General features: G+C 62.6%; 20 protein-coding genes, 1 tRNA gene and 3 pseudogenes. 11 read left to right on the top strand and 13 right to left on the bottom strand.

Annotation, left to right across the window (positions count from 1 at the left end; translation table 11 throughout):
* Entirely contained in the window at window positions 1-1086 is a 1086-nt protein-coding gene (locus SM755_RS02415) for a TOMM precursor leader peptide-binding protein (RefSeq protein ID WP_323171288.1), read from the bottom strand.
* Window positions 1079-2002 (bottom strand): SagB/ThcOx family dehydrogenase, encoded by a 924-nt coding sequence (locus SM755_RS02420; protein ID WP_323171289.1) that lies wholly within the window; start codon window positions 2000-2002, stop codon window positions 1079-1081. The genes SM755_RS02415 and SM755_RS02420 overlap by 8 nt, the downstream gene beginning before the upstream one ends.
* Window positions 2003-2433: 431 nt before the next feature.
* Between SM755_RS02420 and SM755_RS02425 the strand changes: the two are divergent.
* From SM755_RS02425 to SM755_RS02450, 6 genes and pseudogenes are all read left to right on the top strand, one after another.
* Window positions 2434-2661: pseudogene (locus SM755_RS02425) on the top strand (rhomboid family intramembrane serine protease); the annotation flags it as partial.
* Window positions 2662-2702: 41 nt separating this feature from the next.
* Window positions 2703-2903 (top strand): annotated as a pseudogene (locus tag SM755_RS02430) (elongation factor 1-alpha); the annotation flags it as partial.
* Complete coding sequence (gene rpsJ / locus SM755_RS02435; protein WP_004215311.1) at window positions 2904-3212, top strand: 30S ribosomal protein S10; 309 nt, start codon at window positions 2904-2906, stop codon at window positions 3210-3212.
* Between the two features lie 283 nt (window positions 3213-3495).
* Window positions 3496-4224 (top strand): rhomboid family intramembrane serine protease, encoded by a 729-nt coding sequence (locus tag SM755_RS02440; RefSeq protein WP_323171290.1) that lies wholly within the window; start codon window positions 3496-3498, stop codon window positions 4222-4224.
* A gap of 93 nt (window positions 4225-4317) precedes the next feature.
* Window positions 4318-4389, top strand: a tRNA-Ala gene (locus tag SM755_RS02445).
* A 301-nt stretch (window positions 4390-4690) separates the two neighbouring features.
* On the top strand, window positions 4691-5017 hold the full coding sequence (locus SM755_RS02450; protein WP_006664342.1) for a hypothetical protein: 327 nt from the start codon (window positions 4691-4693) through the stop codon (window positions 5015-5017).
* 179 nt (window positions 5018-5196) lie between these two features.
* On the opposite strand, the gene SM755_RS02455 is transcribed toward SM755_RS02450, so the two are convergent.
* From SM755_RS02455 to SM755_RS02500, 10 genes are all read right to left on the bottom strand, one after another.
* Window positions 5197-5328: a hypothetical protein gene (locus SM755_RS02455; RefSeq protein ID WP_323171291.1), complete on the bottom strand. Its 132-nt coding sequence runs from the start codon at window positions 5326-5328 to the stop codon at window positions 5197-5199.
* A 346-nt stretch (window positions 5329-5674) separates the two neighbouring features.
* Window positions 5675-9211 carry an ATP-dependent DNA helicase gene (locus tag SM755_RS02460; RefSeq protein WP_323171292.1) on the bottom strand — a complete coding sequence of 1179 codons (3537 nt, stop codon included), beginning with the start codon at window positions 9209-9211 and terminating at the stop codon, window positions 5675-5677.
* Complete coding sequence (locus tag SM755_RS02465; protein WP_323171293.1) at window positions 9211-10281, bottom strand: hypothetical protein; 1071 nt, start codon at window positions 10279-10281, stop codon at window positions 9211-9213. The genes SM755_RS02460 and SM755_RS02465 overlap by 1 nt, the downstream gene beginning before the upstream one ends.
* On the bottom strand, window positions 10274-12631 hold the full coding sequence (locus tag SM755_RS02470; protein ID WP_323171294.1) for a hypothetical protein: 2358 nt from the start codon (window positions 12629-12631) through the stop codon (window positions 10274-10276). Before SM755_RS02470 ends, SM755_RS02465 begins: the two co-directional genes overlap by 8 nt.
* 238 nt (window positions 12632-12869) lie before the next feature.
* Entirely contained in the window at window positions 12870-13016 is a 147-nt protein-coding gene (locus SM755_RS02475; protein ID WP_006664337.1) for a DUF1328 domain-containing protein, read from the bottom strand.
* Window positions 13017-13257: 241 nt separating this feature from the next.
* Window positions 13258-13656, bottom strand: coding sequence for a hypothetical protein (locus tag SM755_RS02480; protein ID WP_006825575.1), 399 nt, complete (start codon window positions 13654-13656; stop codon window positions 13258-13260).
* A gap of 253 nt (window positions 13657-13909) precedes the next feature.
* Window positions 13910-14728 (bottom strand): 5'/3'-nucleotidase SurE, encoded by an 819-nt coding sequence (gene surE / locus SM755_RS02485; protein ID WP_323171295.1) that lies wholly within the window; start codon window positions 14726-14728, stop codon window positions 13910-13912.
* A gap of 81 nt (window positions 14729-14809) precedes the next feature.
* Window positions 14810-16381, bottom strand: a complete 1572-nt coding sequence (locus SM755_RS02490; protein ID WP_323171296.1) for a class I SAM-dependent methyltransferase — start codon at window positions 16379-16381, stop codon at window positions 14810-14812.
* On the bottom strand, window positions 16378-17232 hold the full coding sequence (locus SM755_RS02495; protein WP_323171297.1) for a prephenate dehydrogenase/arogenate dehydrogenase family protein: 855 nt from the start codon (window positions 17230-17232) through the stop codon (window positions 16378-16380). Before SM755_RS02495 ends, SM755_RS02490 begins: the two co-directional genes overlap by 4 nt.
* 106 nt (window positions 17233-17338) lie before the next feature.
* Window positions 17339-18526, bottom strand: coding sequence for a Xaa-Pro peptidase family protein (locus SM755_RS02500; protein WP_323171298.1), 1188 nt, complete (start codon window positions 18524-18526; stop codon window positions 17339-17341).
* Window positions 18527-18724: 198 nt separating this feature from the next.
* Here SM755_RS02500 and SM755_RS02505 point away from each other — a divergent pair, with 198 nt between their 5' ends.
* From SM755_RS02505 to aroC, 3 genes are all read left to right on the top strand, one after another.
* Window positions 18725-19966, top strand: coding sequence for a DUF2092 domain-containing protein (locus SM755_RS02505; protein ID WP_323171299.1), 1242 nt, complete (start codon window positions 18725-18727; stop codon window positions 19964-19966).
* 88 nt (window positions 19967-20054) lie between these two features.
* Complete coding sequence (gene aroA, locus SM755_RS02510) at window positions 20055-21344, top strand: 3-phosphoshikimate 1-carboxyvinyltransferase (RefSeq protein WP_323171300.1); 1290 nt, start codon at window positions 20055-20057, stop codon at window positions 21342-21344.
* Window positions 21345-21572: 228 nt separating this feature from the next.
* Window positions 21573-22724, top strand: a complete 1152-nt coding sequence (gene aroC / locus SM755_RS02515; RefSeq protein ID WP_323171301.1) for a chorismate synthase — start codon at window positions 21573-21575, stop codon at window positions 22722-22724.
* A gap of 40 nt (window positions 22725-22764) precedes the next feature.
* On the opposite strand, the pseudogene SM755_RS02520 reads toward aroC, so the two are convergent.
* Window positions 22765-23327: pseudogene (locus SM755_RS02520) on the bottom strand (SHOCT domain-containing protein).
* A gap of 361 nt (window positions 23328-23688) precedes the next feature.
* Between SM755_RS02520 and SM755_RS02525 the strand changes: the two are divergent.
* Both SM755_RS02525 and SM755_RS02530 read left to right on the top strand, forming a co-directional pair.
* The gene (locus tag SM755_RS02525) at window positions 23689-24072 is read left to right on the top strand and encodes a hypothetical protein (protein WP_323171302.1); all 384 of its coding nucleotides are present in this window, start codon (window positions 23689-23691) and stop codon (window positions 24070-24072) included.
* A 159-nt stretch (window positions 24073-24231) separates the two neighbouring features.
* Window positions 24232-25011, top strand: coding sequence for a PHP domain-containing protein (locus SM755_RS02530; RefSeq protein WP_323171303.1), 780 nt, complete (start codon window positions 24232-24234; stop codon window positions 25009-25011).
* The last annotated feature ends 51 nt before the right edge of the window (window positions 25012-25062 follow it).

Raw genomic sequence — 25062 nt, forward strand, 5'->3', positions numbered from 1 at the left:
TTATTCCTCCTTGCTTATCTGCCCTAGTTCACCGGCTTTGACTCTGTCTCGGATATTGATGAACCGTGGCATATCATCACCGGGATCCTTCCCGCAAATATCGCACCGCGGCAACCGAAGGACGTCGTTCACTTCAACAGAAAGATCCAAGAAGTTGATTACGAGAGATCGTCCTATCGTGAACGATTGACCGTACGCGAGGAGATGAAGAAAGTCGATAGTCGAGTAACCGGCGACCATCCGACTGTATGACGGAAGACCTTCAGTCGAGAGACCCGGCTGGTCCGAGAGTGTATCTCGGTACATGTCGTAAGTCACATCGTTGATGTTCGCTGCTGTCCGACGTTGCAGGCAATTGTAACACCCAGTCTCACCGGGGAACACCGTTGGTCCGACCAGTCCGTCGAACCCACTCACCTGAGCGAGCATCCAAGGCGTTCCGGTTTCATCTGCGGTCTTGCTGATCTCTTCACCAAGTGCCGGGTAGGCTCGGTCGGCAGCGTAGATGGCTGCAGTGGTGTCCGCGATGGCGTCGGTAAAGTCACCTTCCGCCACCAGTTCGAATCGACCGTCAGAACGAAAGTCCGATACGTCGGCCTTGGCCTCCGGAATCGGTTGCGCAAAGCGCACCGTACCAACGCCGCTTTCTAACAAGTCCTGAGCGATCTGGACCGCGATCGAACCCGCGTTGATCACGAGTGCGTCGGTTTCACCCAGCGGCGTACGGCTTTCGTGCTGGAACCGCGACGAGTGCATCAACTGGGGCCCACCGAGGTTGGTACTGATTTCGGCCCCATCGTAGATGATGTTCCGATCCGCTAGCTGCTCAAGCAACGAACCAATCGCCGCGTGATCCTCTTCATCGAATGCCGCAAAAATCTCTTCGAGAGTGTGTTCACCGTCCAATAGCTCGAAGAGATCCTCGATCGCATCTTCCTCGTCCGTTTCCTTGATGGTAAGTACTGGCCCGGTCCACGGACCCGCCCGAATGTGGTACGTGTCCTGATCTGCCTGGATTGCAATGAACGACGGATTCAGCTTTGGTTTCTCGAGTCGCCCGATGGGTGAAATGATGTTGTCACTCATCATCTTCCACCTCCGCTGAAACACCAACGAGACCCGTATAAACGATACTTTCCTCAACGCCGTTGACGTCGAGAAGATCTTCCATCGCTTGTTCGTCTACTGATGATACGGGAACGGAATGGAGTCCTAAACTCGTTGCTGCGATCTGGACGTTTTGCATGATATGTCCGGATTCTTGAAGTGTGAACCGGTATCCGCGATTGCCGTACTTCGCTTTCGAACGCCAAAATGCGGCCGTGAACATAAGGCAGGCTGCTGCTTTATCTACCGTAATTCCACTACCCTCTCCGAAGACAGCTAGGACACGGGAGCAAACATTTTCTCCCCCCAACTTCCGGAGTTTATGATCTTTCGGGACGTAGTAGTAGAGTCCTCGGTCGAGTGACCCGCTGGAGTTTAGCACTGCGATATAGGGTTCGACCGGGTAAAGGCCACCTGCGGAGGGATACGCACGAAACTCCGGTGTCATTTCGGAACTCTCCGATCCCATATCCGCAGATTGCGTATGTGTAATACCACAACTATAGTACAGTAAATTAGAGAGCTTCTGTCTCGAGATTCCGTCACCGGAGTACGACCGTTTCGATCGTCGCTGCCTGATCGCGTCTGCTACGTCTGTTTCGAGAGACTTGTTAGGTTCGTGTAACTCTACGACCTCTCTTCCCTTGTAATCCGGATTGATACGATGAGTGGCGTACTTCATCGTCTCGTCCGTCAAAAACATCGATGTCGTCCGGTCGTCGATGCGATTCGTGTTTTTGGTGAGTTTGGTATTTTCGTGGAAGATTTCGGCGAGACCGGCTTCAAGAAACTCTTTGTGGGTGTATCGATAGAGGTGTTCGCGATCCGGCTTCGGACGTGTCGCCCTCCCACTGTATTCGGCTGTCATTAACTGATTTAATATGATTTCATCCATTTTGGGGAAATTTGAATAGAAGAGTAATATATTTATCGGTATATGTCGTATACTAATATTATTATATAGGCTGCTAACATACCGTCTATCTTCTGTCCGTGACTATCGAGCGTTTTGGCGTCAACTGACGCGCCACCGACAACATATACGAACTCAGGTGCCAAACGATGTCTCGATCAAACTCGTCCTCAAGGAGTAGAATCAATGCAGTGACACCCCAGACCACCGGAAACTGTGTACGATTGCATAATCCCCGACCCACACTTATTTTTCGTTTTGTAATTTAATTAATACAATATCGTATCGGTACAGTTCCGACGACGGACCGCGTCAGTGATGACATACTGTATTCACGTTCCGCAGATCGGCCGGCGTCACGACACACAGTAGCGTCCGGTGTGAACATTTTTGTAGTTCGTCACATCATTTAGATGCATTCCATGTCGAACCGCTCTCTTAGCCTAATTCTCGAGTTGCTTACCGTCTTTGTCGTCGTTTTCGTCGCCCAGTGACTTACCGATCTTGTTGGATTGGTGCCGATATTGTTCGTTCTGACACCGCCACTCGCGGACAATCCTTGGACGGTCATTACAAACGTCTATGCGCATGGCGGCATCGGCCATCTCCTCTCGAACAGCCTCGCACTCGTTATCTTTGGCTGACCGATCGCTCGAGCGACAACCCGACTCCGGTTTCATGGATTGACCCCTCGAGCGGCGAGGTCGCCGAGGAAGACCCCGACTTCATCCAGTCGGGTGACGCTGCTGTGGTCACCATCCGACCGCAGAAGCCCCTCAGCATCGAACCGTCCAGCGAAATCCCTGAACTCGGGAGCCTCGCCATCCGCGACATGGGCCAGACCATCGCGGCCGGCAAGGTCCTCGACGTCAACGAGAAATAAATGCAGCAGGCACGCGTTCGACTCGCGGGCACGAGTCCAGACGACTTAGACGACATCTGCGACGACGTCCGCGAGATTGCGAACAACACCGGCGTCAACCTGAGCGGTCCGATTCCGCTGCCGACCAAGACCCTCGAGGTGCCGACCCGGAAGTCGCCTGACGGCGAGGGTACCGCCACGTGGGAGCACTGGGAGATGCGCGTCCACAAGCGCCTGATCGATCTGGACGCCGACGAACGCGCACTCCGACAGCTCATGCGCATTCAGGTGCCAAACGACGTCTCGATCGAGATCGTCCTCGAAGACTGAACTCGGTCGACTTACAACGACAGCGCCGCGCTGCGTTTTCACCATCTTACTGTCCTCTCATCCGATAGCTGCTGAACTCATCTCGAGGCAGGTCGTAGACACGTCGCCGCCTCCTCTCGTAGCCACTGACCGTCAGTACACACCCGGTCGCACGACGGCGATACGATCGTGTGTAGACAGTTTCAGTTGGTACTATAGTCCCACACGGCACCCATCGGTTCGTACAGACGGTCGCGTTCACTCAGCGTGCAGACTTTTATCGCTCTCCGTCCTTAGAATCAGTATGGCGAACCGATCGCGGTCGCGACCCGGATCACGGTCCAGCGCACGGTCGAGTTCACAATCCGAGGGTATCGACACTGGTTCTAGCCCGCCGTCGGATTCGACTGCCGGCTCGAGCAGTCCGATCTTCGAAGTGCTCGTTATCTTCGGGCTTGTCTTTATCATTCAGGGACTCACAGCTGTCGTCGGAGCGATGGCCGGGCTGTTTATCCTCGCACCGCCGCTTGCGGAGAATCCATGGACGATCGTGACGAGCGTTTACGCGCACGATGGCATCTGGCATCTCCTCTCGAATAGCCTCGCACTGCTCGTCTTCGGCTGGCCCGTCGCTCGCGCAACGACACGCGGTCGGTTTCACGCATTCGTCCTCGTTACCGGCTCGATCGCCGGCATCTCACAGGTGCTGCTCACCGATTTCGCCGCGGCTGCTCCGTTTCTCGCTGGCACGCCGGTGGCCGTCCTCGGCGCGAGTGGAGCCGTCTTTGCGCTGTTAGGCTATCTGCTCACGTCAAACAGACTTTCGGCCGGCTTCGCCTCGATCATCGACGTACCACAGTGGGTGACGATACTCGTCTTCGTCGGCCTCGCACTCACCGTCACGCTCGTCACCGCCGCGCCGGGTGTCGCCCTGATCGCTCACTTCACCGGCTTCTTGCTCGGCCTGCTCGCCGGCCGCACCCGCATTCTGCACGTGAACTCTGAGTCGAGTGCCAGCCGATCGGTTGTCTGACCTCATTGTGTATCAGTGTCGTACCACAGTAGCGGGCAGCTCCTCTCGACAAAACACAAGCTACAAATACAAACCGGGGTTAGAAACGAGCGAGGGCTCGTAGATCAGTGGCAGATCGCTTCCTTCGCAAGGAAGAGGCCCCGGGTTCAAATCCCGGCGAGTCCACTCCGTTACTATTATTCGTCTAGTTGCGAACTCGCTACCCATCGCAACCGGTTCGGTTTGCTCGGCCCCGATGAGTTCACTCAGGGAGAGCAGACACGTCTCACCGAAACGCTATTATCGAGGACAGTGAGTTTTGAGGCCAAGACCGCGATCGCCGGTGAGATTGATCAGTAGTGATCCGTCATTCAGTTCCGCAGATCACCAGTAAAACGCGCGGTACGTACGAGTAGCGAGGTAGTCACGCCAATTGACGTACCCATAGACGTTTATGAATCAGTGATGTACGAATCCCGGATCGACGATGACAGACTACAACAGCGTCCCACACCGAGAGCTTGGCGTTGAATTCGGTGAGTTAGCCGGCCAGATTGAGGGGCATTCGTATCCGATTACGAACGAGGAACTCGTCGAGGAGTACGGTGAGCACGTCATCGAATTTCCGAACGGGACGGAATCGGTCCGCGAGATCCTCGGATCGTTCGCGAACGAGACGTACGAATCTCCGAGCGAGGCGCGGCAAGCGGTGTTCAACATGGTTGACAGCCGAGCTATCGGCCGGAAGTACTACTCCGATCGGACGCCACCTGCGATTGGGGAACGACGGGAAGATCAACAACTCTCCTTCTGATAGGCGTCGGCCTCTGTACTCGCAGTACGGTCTCCGACGGGAAAAGTAACGACGAAGACGAAAAGGCGTGAGTTCGCTATCTCGAACTCGTCGACCGCGCAAACGCGTTGGATTGTTCACTCCAGACGAGTTCAGCACGTGGTGCAACGGTTCGAGAGAGAGAGAGAGAGAGACCGAGGTTACTTGCCGCGGTATATCGCGTGGAAGATCCAGAGGAGGATGTATCCGGCCTCGGCTAATGCGATTCCAAACGTCGCATCGTCGATGTGCGTGAAAACGTACTTCGAACCGAGTGATAAAAACGCGGCCATACTGGAGGTACGCGTTCGGCGGCTAAAAAGTGTACTATAGAGAGGCTATTGTCGCAGCTGACCGGCGGCACGGTTCAGTCGGGCGCTGGCCGAGTTCAGCGTCGGTGGGTTCGGCACCGATGCTGAAAGCGCCGTCGACGGGCCGCGGATCGGCGAATCGAGTTCACTGCCGGCGGTCGAGAAATCGGCTGGGTGGACGTTGTACCGGTGCGGGAACACTGCAACTGTCGAGACGGATCACGAGCCCCCTGAAGCCGACGGTGACGCGGTCCGATACTCGATATCGGACGGGTGTCGGCTCACACGCCTTGTGTTCGACGACGAACTCGCTACCGACACGAACGGCTCACCGGCGATCGACGCGGAACTCGTCTTCGTAGCTGAACTCGGCTTGTGGACAGCCGAGCGAGCGGTGCTCGCAGAACCGGCAGTGCGAACCGGGGGTCGCGTTCTCGAACGTAGAGTCGTCCGCAGCCTGCAAATCGTCGAGTACGTCCGTCCACAACGGCTCCAACTCCGAAACCGCAAAGAGTTCCGTCGCCGGACCGGCCTCGCCGACGTACACGTAGCCGGCGTGGGTGATGGGGTCGTCGAAGCGGTTTTGACAGGCTCGGACGTAGAGTTGCAGTTGGTGACTTTCTTCGAGTTCGTTTCGCGTTCGGCTCGTCTTGTAGTCGAGGACGGCGAGGCCACCGTCCGGATGTCGGCGAACGGTGTCGACGTATCCGGTGACATCGCCGGCCACGTCTGGGATGTCTGTGACGGTGATGGGGACTTCGGAGCCGACGGCGGGCCAGCGGGAACCGTCGGTTTCGAAGTACCGATCGATACAGTCGAGTGTTGGCTCGAGCGCGGGCTGTAGATCACGGCTCTGGGCGAGGCGGGTACACGCCGTTCGCCAGTCGCCGCGGTCGTCGTAGTCGCGCCAGTAGGCGAGTTCGGCGACGGCGTGGAAGAGCGATCCGACATCGGCTGGGGAGTGGGTATGGGAGTGGGTGTGGGTGCTGGTGGATTCCGTTGCCGTGCCGGCGATCGGATCGGGAAACGCGTCGACCACGTGATCGAGGACGTGTTTTCGCTCGCAGTTTCGAACGGCTTCGAGTGCGGTGTGGCTGTGCTGGCGCGCCAGTTCGGCGTCGACGGTTCCGCCGAGTGGCGCGTCGGCGAAACGCGAGGTCGCGGCGTCCGTCTCGGGGTCGTCGTTCGCAAGCGTTCCGGCGACGACTTCGTCGGCGAACTCGAGGACGGTTTCGAGCGCCTGTTCGGTCGTAACTTCGGACTGGTAGTACGTGATCGTCCCAGGGTCCTCGTCCACGCCGCGGTTCACGGCGTCGGTGTAGTCCCGGACGGCCGCAGGGGTCTGATCCGCAAGGTCGTCGTAGCTGTCCATCAGTGCATCCCAGACGGGCAGTCGCGGCCCCTCAGCCGACCAGTGAACCGGGGTATCACTCGTCTCGTCGGGAAGGTGAGTATCCAACAGATCGGCGCCTGGACCGGCGTCTTCGACGTCGTTCCCGAACAGGAAGAGACGCTCTTTCGCTCGCGTGAGTGCGACGTGGAGGACGCGCCACTCCTCTGCGATCTGGTCGTCGCTGCAGTCGGCTCGAAGTGGATCGTCCACCTCGCCCTGGATGTCGTCGACGAGTACGTCGTAGCGGTAGAGGTCCCGCTGGTAGTTTTCGAGTGTGATGTGGCCGAACTCGGATTCGGTGAGGAAGGGCAGCAAGACGGTGTCGAAGTCGAGGCCCTTGGCCTGGTGGACGGTCATGATGTCGACGGCGTCATCGGACTGCGAGCCGGGGCTCGTCGCCGTCTCGTCGTCGGCCGAGAGCAGGTGTGCCTGGCGTTCCAGGTAGTCGACGAACGCCGGTGTGAGCCCGGATTGGACCGGACTGTCGTTGAACGCGCCGATCAGGCGCTCGACGTTCGAGAGGGCATCCCGGTCGCTCTTGCGGAGGAACCAGTCGATCCGCGTCTCGCGCTTGAAGTGACGGTAGAGTTCGGAGATGGAGTGTGTCGTCGAAACCGACCGCAGTCGCTCGTAGTCCGCGAGCGCTTCGTGAACGCGGTCGGGGCGAGCGAGCGCGGTGTCCGCAGCCGTAAGGGCTTCGTATCCCTCCGGAACCGTTTCGCCCGCGGTCAACAGCGTATCGATGTCTGCCTCCGGAATCCGATAGAGATGCAGGAGGATGCGCTGCCAACTCACGTCGTCGTCCGGCGAGACGAGAATCCGGAAGTACGAGAGGACGGTCCGAACGCCGTGCCCGAGATCACCGGCGGCGTCGCTCGAGAGCGTGTAGGGGATGCTGTCCCGGTCGAGTTGCGCGGCGACGTCTCGGGCGTTCTGGTTGCGTCGGACGAGGACGGCGATATCCGAGAGGTCGCGGTCGGGAACGTCCTCGAACCGCCCCGTAAGGAGGTGGGAAATCGTCGTGCTCACCTGGGCGGGCGTGCGCTCTCCCTCGCTGTCGACTTTGAAAACGTTCGGCGGATTCGGCTCCTTGTACGCCTCGATAGCGTCCTTTTCGGGATCGAGATTCGTCGCCAGGTCGAGGATCGGCTGCCGTGATCGGAAGTTGAGTTCGAGTCCGATCTCCTCGAAGCTCGCCGGAAGGTTCGACATGTTCTCGGGGTCCTGGCCGCGCCACTCGTGGATGGCCTGATCGCTGTCGCCGACGACCATGATGTCGAGGCCGTCGCGCAACTCCTCGACCAGTTCGAGCTGTGACTCGTCCGTATCCTGGAACTCGTCGCAGTAGACGGCGTCCCATTCCGCGAGAATGTCCTCGCGAACGGTCTCGTCCTGCAACAGCGAAACGGTCCGGTGGATCAGTTCGTCGTAGTCGAACGCGTTGCGCTCCTCGAGCGCGTCGAGGTACGCCTCGTAGGCACCGACGAACGCCCGCACCCGCCGCAGCATGTGGACGAAGTGGTCGAGCCGTCCCATCGGCGTCTGCGCGATCGACGTGAGCGGGCCGGTCTCCCCCTCGAACATCGCCTCGGGAAGCCGGTAGTCCTGCCACTCGAGTTCAGTCGCCGTCCGGAGGTGGTCGGCGACGCGGGTTGCCGTCTCGGCCATCGCCTCGAGATGGGTTCCGACGGCGGTCTGCACGGGACCGTCGCCGTTGAACTCGCGAGCTTTGGCACGGTAGACGACCGACAGCCGGTCACACCGCTCGGCGAGCTCGTCGTCGTCCCACATGATATCGTTCGCGTCGACGTTGATGACATCGTGTGCCATTTGCTTGAGGTCGCCGACGAGGCCGAGCAGGGCTCGTAGCGCCTCGTCGTCGGGGAGGTACGAGCGGATGGCTGCCGGTCGTATCGCCTCGCGGCGCATCGACTCGATGAACGACGTGAGTTCGGAGAGCGTCCCCTCGTTCGTGCCGCCCGCCGAGGGCGTGCCCGGTGCGACGAACGAAAAGTCGATCTCGTCGTACACGGATTCGATCAGTTGCGGGCGATCTGCCTCGGTGACGAGTTCGAACTCGGGCGAGACGCCGACGTGGTAGGCGTACTCTGTCAGGAGCTGTGAGCTAAACGAGTGGTAGGTGTAGACGTCGATGTCGAAGGCGTCCTGTGGTCCGAGTTCGTCGCGGAGCTTCGCTTGAATCGTGTGTGCGGCCTCGTTCGCGAAGGTGAGTACCAGCAAGCGGTTGGGTGCGACATCGCGGTCTTCGATTTCGGCTCGGAGTCGCTTGACCATCGTCGTCGTCTTGCCGGAGCCAGCGACGGCTTCGACCGTGTGCGCGCCGCCGGTTGCGGCGATGACGGCCGATTGGTTGCCCTTGGGTTCGACGGTGTTCGGCTCCGCGGATCGTGATCGGGATCCGAACTCGGGTTCGGCGGTAGCGTCACCGTCGGTCGCGTTGTCGTCCGACATTAGTCGTCACCCGTCGGTGCGTCCGCGGTATCCTGTTTCCGTCCGTGTTCCGTCGTGTCGTCGTCCCCCGAAACCCGCGACTGGGAGCGCGAACGCGGCCGGTCGCCGAACGAAACCTCGGCTGCCAGGTGGTCGGGACAGGCGTCGCGATAGGCGCAGTACTCGCAGGCGGTGGCCGTTATCTCGTCGAAGCGCCGCTCCCGGGGATCGGTCTCACCGGCGCGGATCGCCGCGGCTCGGTCTCCGATCAGTTCGACGAGGTCCAACCGCTCTTCCTCGTATGCGTCCTCGAAGTGACGGTGTGCGATATCGACGTGGACGCCCGGTTCGGACGCTGATTCGGATCCGGATTCGGATGCGAACTCGTAGGCCGGTCGACTCTCCGCAAGCGGTGCGACGTAAGCGAAGTCACAGGGAAGATCGATTCCGAACTCGGCTTTGAGCCCGCGAATCGCGACGCCCGCCCTGACGAAGCTGCCGATCTGGCGCGGGTAGTACTTCCGGCCGTCGAGAAAGTCCCGGACGTGGCTGTCGGACCAACTCACGTGTAAGATACCGGTTAGATCCGGCACGTACCTGATCGCGAGATACCCCTGGTCACGCTCGACGACGGCGTCGACGGCAGCCTCGTATCGAATCCCGTCGCGTTCGTAGCCGAGCGTGGTATCCGCGTCGACCAGTCGCTCGGCGTGGTCGTGGCCACCGTTCGAAAAATAGGCCTCGATCGCAGCCGCGACCGCCTCTTCGTCGTACTGTTCTTGTTCGTCAGCCAGGTACGACTCCCGCGAGGAGTGCCAGTGGCGGTCGAACCGCTCGAGTGCGGCATCGACGCGGTCGGCCGCTGCGTCACCATCCGCGCGCAATCCGGCGATGATCGGCCGCCGGAGGAGTTCCCGACGACGCGCTCTCACCCGATCGTGACTCCCCTCGCGCGCCGACAGCGGGCGCTCGAACCTGAACTCGTACCGGCGCGGACAGACGAGGTGTGTCGCGAGTTCAGTTGCGGTGATAGTGGTCGTCTCGGTGGCGGGTTCGGCGTTCGTCGGCGCGTCGGAGTGGGGGTCAGTCATCGTTCGTCACCGTCTCGGTCTCAGTTTCAGTCTCTGTCTCTGCGTGCGGCTCTCGTTGCCCCGCAGCCGGGCGAACCGCGCCGCGTGCGAGATCGAACTGCGTCTCGACGGCACGCTCGAACCGGGAGTCGACCGTCTCGCGCGTTTCGAGAACGCGCTGGATGGCAGCCAGCGTTTCTTCCGTCGACTCGAGTTCGACATCGCCGCCCGTACTGGCCTCGGCCTGGATGCGCTCGAGTTCGGTCCAGGGCTGGGCCAGGATTTCGGTCGACGCGCTGCCGAGGGTGTGGATGTTCCGATCGGTGCCGACGCCGGCGACTTCCTCGACGCGGAGGTGCGGGCAGTCCTCGATGGCGTGCAGGTACCGCGAGCGGTGTTGTAACCGGCCGATCGAGCCGTCCGTCTGGCGGTACGTACAAAAGTACAGTTGCTCCTCGGCGGCTCGTGCGCCGATGGCGAGCTGTCGGCGCGCGCGTTCGTCGTGGTAGCGTTCGAACGCGTTGCCGGTGATGTCGGCGGCCTCGACCGTCGCGTACGTCGTCGCCACGTCGGCCGCACTGGGGTTCGTGACCGCCGGATAACCGTCCATCTGTTTGATCCAGGCGGTCGGAAACAGCGGTGAGAGGGTTTCCTCACCCGGGTACTCGCCGTCGACGACGTTGAGCAGGAAGACGGCCGTTCGGCTGTCGTTCTTGAGCAGTCCCACATCGCCGACGGTGACGCCGCCCTCGGGCACGGAGACCGCGGCGGTGTGGGCGTAGGGCGCGTCGTAAGTGATCGCGCGCTCGAGCATCGTGACGAACTGGATCCAGTCGCCGGCGAGGATGTCCTGTCCGTCGACGAACTCGGCGATCGAGAGGAGCCTGGAGACGTTCCGGAACTGCTCTCTGGCGTCGATGGGCTCCGTATCCGCCGCGATACGTCGTTTGAGGTCGGTTGTGACGATCCAGCGTTTCAAGCTTTCGGCGATCGAGTTCCGGACGACACACCCCTGGATGAGATTCTCGTCGAGTTCAGGTACTCGTGCATCGAGCAGGTCGTAGGCCCGCTCGCTGTCGTCGATGTGGTACTGCGCGAGCGCGTGGAGTTCTCGAACGGCGAGGTCCTGTTCGAGGCCGTTGACGCCGGCCGAGGCGGTCGGAACGCCGGCGTGTTGGAGCACGCGCCGAACGCGGGGCATCGGATTGCCGACGTGGCGCAACAGGACGGCGAACTCGTCGTACTCCCAGCCGTGTTCCGCTCGCAAGAACTCGATTTCGTTGGCGACCGCCTCGACCTGCTGGTCGAGGGTTGGTTCGCTGATCAGGCGTGCGTACGCCTCGTTTTCGTTGGCTCCGGTCCCAGGGTCCGATTTCACAGTGTTCCCGTCACCGTCGCCGCCATCGGCCCCGTCACCGGCAACCGTGCCGTTCCGGTCGCCACCGCCGCCGGTTGCGAGAAACGATCCGAACGCCCGACCGGCCATCTCGGTCCGCGTCCCGGTCTCGGTCTCCGCCCCAGGAACCGACGGCGTCGTCTCCGCGTTCGACTCGTCGGTGTGGTCGACGACGGACAACGCGGGTGCGAGTTCGCGCACGGAACCCGATTCGGTCTTCGTGCGCTCGATACTCGCGTGCTCCTCGCCGACGCAGAGCAGGTCGACGTTACGCGTCAGCGTCGCCAGATACTCCCGATCGAGTTCACCGCACTCCTCGAACTCGACGGCGAGGACGACGTCGAACTCGCGTTCGATCTGCGCTCGAATCGCCGTGCGGTCGAGCGCGTCGATGGCCCGCTCGATCGTCTGGGCCTGTTCGAGTAGGTCACGCTCGGCGAGGCGCTCGTGGAACGCGTCGTTGACGGCGGCGAGTTCCCGGAGATATGCGTCGTACTGTTCCCGCTCGTCGTCCGTGCCAGCCAGAGGCGCTTCCGCGTCCGGAGTGACATCGAATCCTCCATTCCACGTTGCATCGAGCAATACCTGCCCCACGTCGCGGCCGAACGAATCGTGCTCGCTCGCCCGCTCGAAGTACGGCGACCAATCGAAGCCGTCGAGCACCCGCGCGAGGAACTCGATCCGCTCCTCGTAGCCGAGCCGCGTTATTTCCGGCTCGGCCTCCTCGAGTACCATCCCGGCGTGTCGCGGGAGCGACTTGACGTTCGGTCGCCCCTCGAGTTCGGCGGCGTCGCGAAGCGCCGCGGTGAACTCGTCGATGCCGGTCGGCAGGCGTTTGAGGACCAGGACGTTTCGCGGGTCGCCGTCCGCGGACTCGAGTGCGGTCGTGTAGATATCGGCGACGCGGGTCGCGAGCGAGCCGCTATCGAACGGAAGGACGTGGAGTGTGCCGTCGAGGGCAGGTTCGTGAGACATATCCGGACGAACGTACGTTCGTCCTGAATCTCGGCTGGCGAATACTTATCGATTCGGAAGACTATCGTGGGAAGCAGTCTGTTGCCGACCAGAGCGTCCGTGGCGAAGAACACTGTGACTGCTGTGACAGACTCCCTCTCGCTGGATCAGACACGAGACGCATCGCTAGCCAGTTCTGCTGCGGTGGGACGAACGGCTTCTGCTAGAAACTGAAACGGCGTGGTGGTCGGTGTGCTCGTTACAGCAGCAGCGACACGACTGCGAGGACGAGGAACGCGATCACGAGCCACTTCGCGATCGTCATCGTGAGCCCGGCGATACCGGTTGCGCCGAGCGCACCCGCGATGACTGCAATCACGAAAAACATGAGTGCAAGTTCTAGCATGGTCGAATAGATGACCGTTCAGTGAATATGAATTTGGCATGCATACGCCGACGTGTGGCCCGTCCAACCGATACCGCGTTCGTCGGTTCGCTCCGCAGTTCTGAGCGGTCTCCGTTGTGGATTCTCGCGCGCTGATCGATCAACGCAAGCGTTGGCACAGCAGCGCGATCACCCCGCAGCCTGAACTCGACTGGTGGTGAAACTGGAGCGCAGAAACGGCCACAGACAAAACCGGTTCGAGTTATTCGCCGAGGTGCGACCGATACCCTTTCGGCTCGAACCCGCGCCGACAGATGACGCGTTTCCGGCCGACCGTGATCGCGCTGATCTGGTTGTCGTCTTCCATACTGTCGATCACCGCTTCGAGCCGGTCCGCTGACCAGCCGGTTTCCTCGCGAACGGTCGATTCGTCGACCCGGCCACCGCGCTTGACCAGCAATCTGAGGACCTTGTCTTCGTCGGGGAGGTCGCGTTCGTCGACGCCGTACTCGATCTCCTCCGCATAACTCAGCGTCTCGTCCTCGCGTTCGTCTGTCGATGCGTCAGTTGTTCCCGTCGTGGACTCACTCGCCGAACGCTCGTCGTCCGAGTCCCCCTGCCAGAGCGACGAGAGGCGAGCCCAGAGTGTGCTGAATACCATTGTCGATCACCCTCACGGCAGTGTGTCGCGGAAATCCGTCAGTAACATACTCTTCTGTCCTATCGGTTATATATCTGTGCTCTGCCCGAGCAGGAGGAATGTGTGTCGTTCACTACTGGCGTGATCGGTTCCCTGCTACCGGATCGCTGTCGACCGGTGTTCACTTCGAGTTCCAGACAGGATAGCAGGCCGACTGTGATAGCCGGTCGAGAAGGCAGACCAACACTGGGCGAGTGGACGACCAACACCGTTCTCAGTCGTCTGCAGTCGCGACGCGGTCGTGATACGTCTCCGCGAGTTCGGTGAGCGTCTCGTGGTGGTTGGTCGAGTGGGGGGCGGTGAGCGGAGAGATGCTGATGCGGCCCTCGGCGACGGTGCGGCGGTCGGTTCCGTCGGGGTCGGGGATCGTGTCGGGGTCCATCGATTCCCAGACGCGGTCGTGGAGGGTGACGGACCCGTCGGTGGCTTCGGCGTCCATTTCGTAGCGTTTCGAGGGACGCGTGATTTCGATTGGTGCCGGCCGCTTCCCGGGGATAGGGACATTGACGTTGAGGTAGGCAGCGTGGTCGAAGACGCCGGCGTCGAGGGCGTACTCGGCGAGGTAGGTCGTGACGCGGCGCGCCTCGCGGAAGTCGTCGGTCGAGAGGTCGATCTCGCGGAGCGGCGTCTCGTCGACGGGGACGTACATCGACGTGGCGATCGCGGGAACGTCGAAGAAGGCGGCTTCGACGGCGGCGCTGATGGTGCCGGAGCGGCCGAGGACGTACTCGCCGAGGTTGGCCCCTCTGTTACAGCCCGCGACGACGAGATCCGGGTCGGGACCGAGTTCGGCGAGGCCGGCGACGACGCAGTCGGCGGGAGTTCCCTCGACGGCGTAGCCGAGTTCGTGGTCGACGAGGCCGATTTCGCCGCCGTGAGAGATCGACCGGCCACAGGCGCTCTGGTCGCTTGCGGGCGCGACGACGGTGACGTTCGCGTCGGCGTGCTCGACGAGGGCGTCGTGGATCGCACGGATGCCGACGCTGTCGATCCCGTCGTCGTTGGTGAGCAGGATCTCGAGGGTGTCGCTCATAGCGGTTTTGTCGGAGGCTGGAGCGAAAAGGACTCTGGTTTCGGTAGTTTGTCGGTCACCCGCAGCGTTACTAGCGCGACGTTAGCCGATCCGATCGACGACCGTCTCCTCGTCGACGACCAGATTGTACGCCTCCTCGTCGTCGTTCCAGAGCGCGAGAATCTGCTCGAACGAGCACACTTCTCCGTACTCGGCCTCGAGCAACGGCCGATTGAGCGAGGTTTCGGACGTGAGGACGGCGTAGTGGTCGATGGCCTCGCTGCCGTCGCTGATCTTGAACAGCGGGTTCGGTTTCTCGCCGTACTCGGACTCGGCGGCCCCGCTCAACGAGCGGCTCACCTTCGCCGCGACGAGGTCGATCCGGTTCGTAACGTGGCGTTCCATCTCGGCCATCTTCGCCCAGTCGTCCGTCTCGAGTTCGATATCGATGCGGCGCGTGCCGTCCAGGCGCAACAGCGAGTGCGAAAACTGCACGTCGACGTTGACGAACTCGCCGGGGGCGTGCTCGTCGTCCGCGGGCGTCGCCTCGTCCAGTCGGCGCTGGAACGCGGGCACGTCGAGGTCGGGGCGCACGTCGAACGACCAGCCCCGATCTGACGGGCGCTCGCCCGGCCAGAGGCGGACGGTCGGTCCGTAGACGGTGACGCGACCTCGATGACAGCGGTCGGCGGTCTCGCCGTCGCTGTCCGCCTCGTCGGCTGCCTCGCCGGCCGCATCGTCCCCGCCGGATTCGAGCGCGCTGAACTCGCTCGGCGCTCGAATTCGCTCATCCTCGAGTTCGCGTTCGATCTCTCGAAGGGCGATGCTCGTGTTCTTGTCGGCGGGGGCCATCGCGAGGAGCGTGCCGTCGGGTGCGAGGGCGTCGAGGAGCGAGCGAGCGACGGTCGTCGGCGCTGCGAGTTCGTTGAGGACGTTACAGGCGAGGACGAGGTCGAACTCGGCTGTGCCGTCGGTCGACCCGAGTGTCGTGGGATCGATATCCTCGATCGGCGATCGGTGAATGGTCGCGTGAACGTTTTGCCCCGTCTCCGCGAGCAGCGTTTCGAGGACGTCCGCGGCGGCGCTGGGTTCGACGGCGTGGTACTCGACGAGCGCGTCCTCGGGGAGGTACTCACAGAGGCCGAGCGCGGGGCCGCCGACGCCGGCTCCGACGTCGAGCACGCGGAGGTTCCGGCCGAGGAGACCCCGTTCGGCCAGGTCGTCCAGCGCGTACTGGATCGCGGCGTAGTACCCCGGCAGGTGATAGATCGCGTAGCCCGCCGCCACGTCGTCGTCGTAGGTGACGGACCGGCGCTCGAGATACCGCGCTTTGAACCGCCGGATCGTCGAGCGCAGCAGGTCGCCCGCGGCGCCTGCGTGCCAGTTCACGCCGTAGCGATCGACGAGGAAGTTTTCGAGCGCCTGCGCGTAGCGCTCGGGGAACTCGCGAACCGGCCCTCGGTTCGGCCGGACCGGGTCGTCCGAGACGGGGACGAAGGTTCCGTCTTCGCGTTCGATCAGGCCGAGGTCAGGCGCGTCCTCGCGGAGGTGCTGGCGAACGACCGCCGGATGGGGGTTCCCCGCGACGTACTCGCAGATCTCGTCGGGATCGATCGGCCGGACGTTTCGCAGGTACTTCGCGTTCGAGCGAATCGCCTCGCGTTGGTCGGTCATCGGTCGGTCTCCTCCGCTTTGCTGTCGGCGACGGGTTGTCCGTCGCTCGATTCGGTCGCACCTTCGTGCCACTGCGCCGCGGCGTCCCGGTAGAGTGATTCGAGTTCAGTTGCGTCCGCGTCGGCGATTGCCCCGGCGGCCGCCGCGACCTGCTCGGCTCCCTCGAACGTGGCCTGAATATCGGCGTAGACGCGGGGCGTGCCGGCGGTCACGTGCTCGGCGAGCGTTCGTAACTGCTCGTAGATCGGCGTCTCGAAGCCGTCCGGGACGGATTCGGCCGCGAGGGCGAAAGAGAGGACGGTCGCGTGGGTCATCGCCTGCACGGTTTCCATCGCGTCGTCGTGCTCTCTCGCGGTCGTCTCGACGAGTTCGTTGCCGCGGGCCGCGAGCGCGTCGAGGAGCGCGGTCGTCGCCGGGCCGTCGGCGTCGCGCACGACGGCGATCGAGCCGGGGGCGCGGGCCGGCGCGAACAGCGGGTGGAGGCTGACGCGTTCGCAGTCGGGCGCGTGGCGCTGCATGGCCTCGATCGGGGCGGCCATTACACCCGAGACGTCGACGACGGCTCGCTCGGCCCGCGAGGCGTGGGCGGCGATCGCCTCGGTGATGTGTGTCATCGGAACGGCGAGGCAGACGGCGTCGTAGGCGTCGGTGGCGTCGGTGGCCTCGTCTGTCTCGAGGGTTCCATCAACACCGGCGTCCGCGCCGTCTTCGAGGACGGTCGCGCTGCCGCCGGTTTCCGCCGCTGCCGCGACTGCGGCGTCGTGATCGAGGTCGGCGAAGGTCACGTCGGCGTCGATGGCGCTGCCGAACCAGGTCCCCATCGCACCCGCGCCGACGATCAGTACGTCCATCGGTGGGCTCTACCTGCCGCCGTTGCAAAAGACGTTCGATCGATTAGCACGCCAGACGGTCACCGTTTCGAACCGATCGGCCGCCGCTGAACTCGGCCCGGCGGCGCTACTCGGTAGTCGGGTCGAGCCCGACGCGGTAGTCGGTGAGGTTCTCGTAGCCGTCCTCGGTGACGACGATGAGGTCTTCGATACGGACGCCGCCGACCGCGGGGTCGTAGATACCCGGTTCGATCGAGATGACGTGGCCGGGTTCGAGTTCACCGCCGCTTGGCGAAACGCGGGGTTCCTCGTGGACATCGAGGCCGACGCCGTGGCCGGTGCTGTGGATGAATCCGGTGTCGGTGTCGGGATCGCTGCGGAGGGTTTCGTAGCCGGCGTCTTCGATCACGTCGCAGACGGCGTCGTGGACGGCGGCACCGGTAACGCCTGCCTCGACGGCCTCGAGACCGGCCTCGTAGGCTTCCTTGGTGACGTCGTATCGCCGTCTCGCCTCTTCGCCCGGGTCGCCGCGCGCGAAGGTGCGCGTCATATCGCCGGCATAGCCCGTCTCCTTGTCCTGCGGGAAGATATCGATCACGATGCACTCGCCGGCCGCGAGTTCACCGCTGCCGCGGTTGTGCGGGTCCGCCGCGTCCGCCCCGCAGGCGACGATCGTCTCGTCCAGCCCGCAGCCGTGGCGAAGCAGCGTGATCTCGATCTCCTCTGTGACGCGCTCGCTGGTGAGGGGCGTGCCGTCGTGGACGAGAACCCCGTCCTCCACGTCCGCGCTCGCGATGAGGGTCTCGGCGGCCGCCATGGCCGCCTCGTTCGCTCGCTGGGTGGCTCGGATCTGGTTTACCTCCCACGGCGTCTTCGTCGCCCGAATCTTCTGTACGATACCCTCCGTTTCGGCGGTCACGGTCACGCCCTGCTCGCGGAGTCCGTCGGCGGTTCCCGTCGGGAACGCCTGTGGAACGGCGATGGTGTCGACGTTGTGGTCCGCCAGGAAGGCCGCGAGGGTGCGGATCATCCCCTCGTACCGGCCGTGTTCGGCTCGGCGGTCGTGGTAATCGTACGCCGACAGCCGGGAAACCGAGTCAGCCGCCGAATCCGACTGCGCGCGACCGAACTCGAGCCCGGAGACGAGCAGGTGAACTCCATCCTGGGTGACGAGCGTCTGATAGGGGTCCGGCGCGGTGAACCCGGAGACGTACCGCTGGTCCGAGTTCGATCCGTCGGCGTCGATGAGATAGCCGTCCAGGTCGCGCTGTTCGAGCATCGCATGAAGCGGTGTGAGATCGACGGGGTCGTCCATGCCCCGACGTGTGACCGGCGGTCACATAATGGCGAGGGTCGCGGCGTCGGTGTCCGGTGTTCGACGGCCGAACCGACCGGATCGAAACCGCCCGCAGCGGACGATGTCATCGCGCTCGGAGCGGCAATTATTGCGATCTATTCATTACGCGATCAGTTGAAACCATAGACTTATCACTGACGATTCCAAGCCACGTGTATGCGCCGCCGCCGACTCCTTGCCACGGGAACGCTCGCCGCGCTTGCTGGCTGTCTGACGCCAGCGGAGTCGACCGAGGACCGAACCGGTTCGGAACTCGTCGAAGCCGCGATCGAGACCCGTCTCGAGCTCACCGACCTCCAGGCTCGGCGGCACCTGACGGCCGAAACGCCGACGGAAACGACGACACAGACCGAATCCATCTCCCGACGACCCCCGGCCGAAAAACGCCGAACCGTCCTGCGTTCCGACGACGGCGACCCGCCGACGGGGACGGTTTCGGTCACGAATCGCGAAATTTCCTGGGATTACTACCCCGAGGAAAACTTCGTCTGGAAACGCTACCATCCGAACAAAGTCGTCGCCGACGGCCCGCGACTCGTTCTCAGGGACTTGCTCGAGGACTACGAACTCACGTACGACGGGACCGACACCGTCGACGGCCGCGAAACACATCGCATCGACGCGGTACCAACAGGGACCGGGCTATCCGACGACGCCGACGGCCGCGCGATCGAACTCCTCGTCGGCGAGACGGTCTATCGAATTCCACTGGGTGGATCGTCCGATACCGATGCCAGTGCTGAAAGCGAAAACGGAAGCGAGAACGGAACTGAAAACGAAACCGAGACGACCGACGACGAACTCGACGGCGAGGAATTGGCCGTCTCGCGAACCGTCTGGATCGACGACGAGTTCAGCTATCCGATCAAAGAACAGGACGTCGTTCGCGACGGGGACGGCACGTTGCTCCACCGACTGACGGTGACCTACGAGGACCTCGCGATCAACGACGGCCTCGATCCGGACACGTTCGTCTACGAGCCGCCCGAAGACGCGGAGGTCGGCACGCTCGGCGACGAACCGGAGGGGATCTACGAGTCACGAGAGGCAGCCGCGACGACCGTCCCGTACGAGATTCCCGATCCCGACGTGCCGGACGCGTATGAACTCGATCGCGTAACCGTCGTCGATAACGTGCGCCAGTCCGGTCCGGTGACGACGCTGTGGTACGTCGATTCGGATCGGCCCGATCAGGAGATTTCCGTCGCTGTGCGGACGGATCAGCAGTTCAAGCCGACTTTGCTCGAGGAGACGGAGATCGACGGCCACACAGCCTATCGTCGGCGTGGGCGGATCGATAGCTACTTCTGGACCTGTTCGGACCTGAGCTACGAGGTCTCGAGCGTGACCGTCGAGGAGCCGCTCGTCGACGTCGCCGCGTCCATCGGCTGTTCGTGACCGAGAGACAACGAGGGATCGAGTCGACGACGAGACAGATACTGGCGCGACCGATACCGGTATAGGGTGGCCGGCCGACACCCCGAGCATGAACGTCACGATCACGCCCTCGCGCGTTCAGGGGCTCGCGCGGGCACCGCCCTCGAAGAGCTACACGCACCGGGCGATCCTCGTTGCGGGCTACGCCGATCAGACGACCGTTCGAGACGCCCTCTGGAGTGCCGACACCCAGGCGACGGCGCGTGCCGTCGAACGCTTCGGCGGAACAGTTACCCAACGGAACGAGACGCTCGAAATAGAGGGATTCCACGACCGGCCCGGTGTTCCCGCGGACATCATCGACTGTGGGAATAGTGGGACCACGATGCGCCTCGTCACCGCAACGGCCGCGCTCGCCGATGGCACGTCTGTGCTCACCGGCGACGAATCGCTCCGCTCACGACCCCAGGGACCGCTACTCGAAGCCATCACCGACCTCGGCGGCGAGGCAACGAGCACCCGCAGCAACGGTCAGGCACCGCTCGTCGTCACCGGCCCCATCTCCGGCGGCCGCGTGTCGATCCCCGGCGACGTGTCCTCCCAGTACATCACGGCCTTGCTGCTCGCCGGTGCGGTCACCGAGGACGGCCTCGAAATCGAACTCGAAACCGAACTCAAATCCGCCCCCTACGTCGACATCACGCTCGAGGTACTCGCAGCGTTCGGCGTCGACGCCCGCAAGACGGACCTCGGATTCGCGGTCGACGGCGGCCAAACCTACAGTGCAACCGGCGGCGAGTACGCCGTCCCCGGCGACTTCTCGTCGATCTCGTACCCGCTCGCCGCGGGCGCGATCGCGAGCGAAGACGGCGTCCGAATCGACGGCGCACACCCGAGCGCGCAGGGCGACACCGCCATCGTCGACATCGTCGACCGCATGGGCGCGGCTGTCGATTGGGATCGCGACGCGGGCACCATCGACGTCACCGCCGGCGAACTCGAGGGCGTCGAGGTCTCCGTCGAGGACACGCCAGACCTCCTGCCGACGATCGCCACGCTCGGAGCCGTTGCCGAAGGCGAGACGCGGATTACGAACGCCGAACACGTCCGGTACAAGGAGACCGACCGCGTCAGCGCGATGGCTGACGAACTCGCCACGCTCGGCGTCGAAACGACCGAAACGCAGGACTCGCTGACGATCCACGGCGGCGACTCCGAACTCACCGGTGGGACCGTCGACGGCCGGAACGACCACCGCGTGATCATGGCGCTCGCGCTGGCGGGACTCGTCGCCGAGGGCGAGACGACCGTCGTCGGCGCTGACCACGTCGACGTCTCCTTCCCCGGCTTCTTCGACATGCTGTCTGATCTTGGCGCTGCGATCGATCGAGAACGGTAGCCGCGACGCTCGCTTCCACGTTAGGAGATGCCGGTTTCGCTCGCGGCCGCGCGACTCGATTCCCTCCGCGAGTCGCGTGTGAACTCGTCGGGAGTGTCCCGAACGCCGATTGCGCCCGCCCTATTCACTCTGCATCGGGGGCGGGAACGGCGAGCGGGCGGACAATAGCCGGCGAAAATTCGCAGGGATCCTGCAGGGCTAAGTATCCGCGTCTCCGAGGGGCCGACAATGAACGGCAACCGTTTCGGTCGGCTCTTTCAGGTGACCACGTTCGGCGAGAGCCACGGCGAGGCGATGGGGTGTACCATCTCCGGCTGTCCCGCCGGTCTCGAACTCTCCGAGGAGGACATCCAGGCGGATCTCGATCGGCGAAAGCCGGGCCAGTCGATGATCACGACCAGTCGCGGCGAACCGGACGACGTCTCGATCAAGTCCGGGATCCAGGACGGCTACACGACCGGCACGCCGATCGGTCTGGTCATCCAGAACAAGGACGCCCGCTCGGGGAAGTACGAGCCCTTCATCACCGCGCCGCGCCCCTCGCACGGCGACTTTACCTACTCGGCCAAGTTCGGCACGCGCAACTGGGGCGGCGGCGGACGCTCCTCGGCCCGCGAAACCGTCAACTGGGTCGCCGCGGGCGCAATCGCGAAGAAGCTGCTCGCCAGAGAGGGCATCGAACTCAAGGCCCACGTCAACCAGATCGGGGACATCGAGGCACCCGAGGTGAGCTTCGAGGAGATCAAAGCGCACAGCGAGGAGAACGACGTGCGCTGTGCCCACCCCGAAACGGCCGACGAGATGCAGGAGCTGATCGCGGACTACCAGGAAGAAGGCGACTCCATCGGCGGGAGCATCTACTTCGAGGCCCAGGGCGTCCCCGTCGGGCTCGGCGCGCCCCGGTTCGACTCCCTCTCGGCTCGACTCGGCCAGGCGATGATGGCGGTGCCGGCGACGACGGCATTCGAGTTCGGGCTGGGCCGCGAGGCTCGGGAGTGGACCGGCAAGGAGCGAAACGACGACTGGGAGTTCGACGAGGACGGCAACCCGACGCCCGTGGAGAACGACCACGGCGGTATCCAGGGCGGCATCAGTTCGGGAGAGCCGATCTACGGCGAGGTGACGCTGCACGCGCCGACCTCGATTCCGAAGTCCCAGCAGACCGCGGACTGGGAGACGGGCGAACTGAAAGAGGAGAAGGTGATCGGCCGCCACGATCCCGTCCTCCCGCCGCGGGGCGTGCCGGTCGTCGAGGCGATGCTCGCGCTGACGCTCGTCGATTTCATGCTGCTGTCGGGTCGGCTCAACCCCGACCGCGTCGACGACCAGCCCGGAACGTACGACACGGAGTACCACCCGAGCAATCCGCGAAACGAATAGTCGTCGCTCGCGCGCTGACGCGGCGTTTCGTCTCTCGTGCTCACTCCTCGAGATCGATTGATGTTGCGGATTTCGACCGCGAGTTCGTTTTGGCGTCGGCGTTCGCGTTCACATTTGCGTTCGCATTCGTGTTCATGTTCGCGTTCGCATCCGAGGAATCGTCGTCCATCAGTTGGCCATCTCGCGTTCGAACGCGTCGTCGCTGATTTCGCCTGCGACGTACTGCTCTTTGAGCCGTTGTTTGCGGTCTTCGGTCGTCGGTTCGACTCGCTGCGAGGCGTCGAACTGCCGCAGTATCGGATACCGGTACTCGAGTCGCTCGACGAGAGCGACCAGTCGGTCGCTGCGAGGAAGTGACGCGTGTCGCAGGACGGAGACGACGGTCGCCCCGAGAAACGCCGTCGCGAGCAGACCGAGGACGAGCGTCACGACGACCCACTCGCGGGCTTCCGCGAGCATCGCAAGCACCACGAACTCCTCGCTGTAGGACGCGCCGTCGGCCATCACCGACAGGGCGTCCAGAAGTCCCAGCAAACCGGTGCCAACCAATAGCAGCCCGGTGATCGCGAAGCCGCCGAAGTACAGCCAGTGACGAGATACCATCCGTCGGTCGTTCGGCCAAGAGAAACATAACTGTCCCGTCCGACACGGCGACGAGCGAAGCGAGCGCAGCGCAGCGGGCGAGATGCCCGCGTGTCGGCCGCTGATCGGGATCGGATACCGGACACATCGACGGCATTATAGAACTCTTCCCACAGTGGGAATTATGCCCACATTAGAAGTGAATCGTCCGATAAGTAGGTGTGGATCGATCAAATCGGGGTTTGAGCTTCCCGAAGACATATGAGGAATTTATCTCAAATATTTGATTATGAATCGACGGAAGTTCCTTGCTGTCGGTGGTCTTGGGACAGGAGGGTATCTCGCATGGAACAGATTTCAATCTCCGTCAATACCCGATGGTATGACCGTAGAGACGTTATATCTCGAACGAAATGTCTTCGATCCACGTGATGTCTTTGCCTTGAGGGAAGAGTCTTATACGCTTATCGCAGACGAAGAAACTGCAGCTAGCGAATTTGACGATGTTGAACAAGTATCTGCTTTTAGTGACGAGACTGATTTCGACGAATCCTATATTCTTGTTGTTCAAAACGGAATGCGATCTGAAGACGATCTCGAATTAGATGCGATTGAACGCACTGACGGTGGAATTCAGGTTGCTGTCTCTATAGATCAACCACTTATCCCCGATCATGATGATCTCGCCACACATTCGCTTCTTATTCGGATTACTGATGAGAAAACCGTGTCCGATTTAATAGATGTTAGTATAGCCGGCTATTGATGAACGGATTACTCTATCAAAATTCAACACCATCTGTTAGTCTCTGTGTTGTGTATGTCTCCTGTACTTACCGTTTATCGGTAGTCACAGGCGTAGTGTGTGAACCGTTCGTTGATACCCGGGCACAACACCTAACTCGTCGTCCTGCGTGGACCACGTATGAAGGACCTTCACGTCCACTCGAATTACTCGGACGGAAGCTTTCTCAGGCGAATGGTCCGCGCTGCCGACGAAACTCCGCTCGAGGGTATCGGCATCGCCGACCACTGCAATGTCGCCGAGCGGGGATCCGCGGCGGCGATGCGCAACCTCCACGGGTTCAACCTCGATCTGACCTACGAGCGTCGGCGGGAGGCGATCGAGCGCGTTCGCGAAACGGCGTCGATCCCGGTCTACGACGCGGTCGAGATGGACTACGACCCGCGCGACGAGGCCGCCATCGAGGCGTTTCTCGCCGAGGCCGACTTCGACTACAGCCTCGGAAGCGTCCACGCCGTCGCCGGCAAGAACGTCCAGGTGCCATCGCTGTTCGACGAGTTGTCCGCCGAGGAACTGAACGCCGTCGTCGACGAGTACTTCGAGACGCTCGTTTCGCTGATCGAGTCGGAACTGTTCGACATCGCCGCCCACGTCGATCTGATCGAACGCACGCCGCCGTTGCGCGGCCGGGCGACGACGGACCACTACCGGCGGGTCGCACGGGCGTTTGCGAACTCGCGAACGATTCCGGAACTGAACGCGGGCCGCGCACTGACCGACGCTGAAATCGTCCACCCCGCGCCCGAGTTCAGTCGAACGCTGCGCGAGTTCGACGTTCCGATCACGGTTGGGACGGATTCCCACCGCCCGGCCGAAATCGGTGACCGAGTGTCATTTCTCGATACGTTCGCCGCGGAACACGAACTCGAACTCGTCGAACCGGCCTCTCTTCGGGAGTGATGGCACGGGAGGCCGACGCTCGCGTCGGACTGTCCGGCGGATAATAGATTA

The organism is Natrialba sp. PRR66 (genome assembly GCF_034808065.1).
GTDB classification, from domain to species: domain Archaea; phylum Halobacteriota; class Halobacteria; order Halobacteriales; family Natrialbaceae; genus Natrialba; species Natrialba aegyptia.

What these genes read in the sequence shown, in the direction of transcription:
- SM755_RS02525 (WP_323171302.1), top strand. Translation starts at nt 23,689, where the DNA reads ATGACCGTAGAGACGTTATATCTCGAACGAAATGTCTTCGATCCACGT.
- SM755_RS02450 (WP_006664342.1), top strand. Translation starts at nt 4,691, where the DNA reads ATGACAGACTACAACAGCGTCCCACACCGAGAGCTTGGCGTTGAATTC.
- SM755_RS02490 (WP_323171296.1), bottom strand. Translation starts at nt 16,381, where the DNA reads ATGACCGACCAACGCGAGGCGATTCGCTCGAACGCGAAGTACCTGCGA.
- rpsJ (WP_004215311.1), top strand. Translation starts at nt 2,904, where the DNA reads ATGCAGCAGGCACGCGTTCGACTCGCGGGCACGAGTCCAGACGACTTA.
- SM755_RS02475 (WP_006664337.1), bottom strand. Translation starts at nt 13,016, where the DNA reads ATGCTAGAACTTGCACTCATGTTTTTCGTGATTGCAGTCATCGCGGGT.
- SM755_RS02465 (WP_323171293.1), bottom strand. Translation starts at nt 10,281, where the DNA reads ATGACTGACCCCCACTCCGACGCGCCGACGAACGCCGAACCCGCCACC.
- SM755_RS02495 (WP_323171297.1), bottom strand. Translation starts at nt 17,232, where the DNA reads ATGGACGTACTGATCGTCGGCGCGGGTGCGATGGGGACCTGGTTCGGC.
- SM755_RS02530 (WP_323171303.1), top strand. Translation starts at nt 24,232, where the DNA reads ATGAAGGACCTTCACGTCCACTCGAATTACTCGGACGGAAGCTTTCTC.
- SM755_RS02480 (WP_006825575.1), bottom strand. Translation starts at nt 13,656, where the DNA reads ATGGTATTCAGCACACTCTGGGCTCGCCTCTCGTCGCTCTGGCAGGGG.
- SM755_RS02440 (WP_323171290.1), top strand. Translation starts at nt 3,496, where the DNA reads ATGGCGAACCGATCGCGGTCGCGACCCGGATCACGGTCCAGCGCACGG.
- SM755_RS02460 (WP_323171292.1), bottom strand. Translation starts at nt 9,211, where the DNA reads ATGTCGGACGACAACGCGACCGACGGTGACGCTACCGCCGAACCCGAG.
- surE (WP_323171295.1), bottom strand. Translation starts at nt 14,728, where the DNA reads ATGAGCGACACCCTCGAGATCCTGCTCACCAACGACGACGGGATCGAC.
- SM755_RS02500 (WP_323171298.1), bottom strand. Translation starts at nt 18,526, where the DNA reads ATGGACGACCCCGTCGATCTCACACCGCTTCATGCGATGCTCGAACAG.
- aroC (WP_323171301.1), top strand. Translation starts at nt 21,573, where the DNA reads ATGAACGGCAACCGTTTCGGTCGGCTCTTTCAGGTGACCACGTTCGGC.
- SM755_RS02455 (WP_323171291.1), bottom strand. Translation starts at nt 5,328, where the DNA reads ATGGCCGCGTTTTTATCACTCGGTTCGAAGTACGTTTTCACGCACATC.
- SM755_RS02470 (WP_323171294.1), bottom strand. Translation starts at nt 12,631, where the DNA reads ATGTCTCACGAACCTGCCCTCGACGGCACACTCCACGTCCTTCCGTTC.
- SM755_RS02420 (WP_323171289.1), bottom strand. Translation starts at nt 2,002, where the DNA reads ATGGATGAAATCATATTAAATCAGTTAATGACAGCCGAATACAGTGGG.
- aroA (WP_323171300.1), top strand. Translation starts at nt 20,055, where the DNA reads ATGAACGTCACGATCACGCCCTCGCGCGTTCAGGGGCTCGCGCGGGCA.
- SM755_RS02415 (WP_323171288.1), bottom strand. Translation starts at nt 1,086, where the DNA reads ATGAGTGACAACATCATTTCACCCATCGGGCGACTCGAGAAACCAAAG.
- SM755_RS02505 (WP_323171299.1), top strand. Translation starts at nt 18,725, where the DNA reads ATGCGCCGCCGCCGACTCCTTGCCACGGGAACGCTCGCCGCGCTTGCT.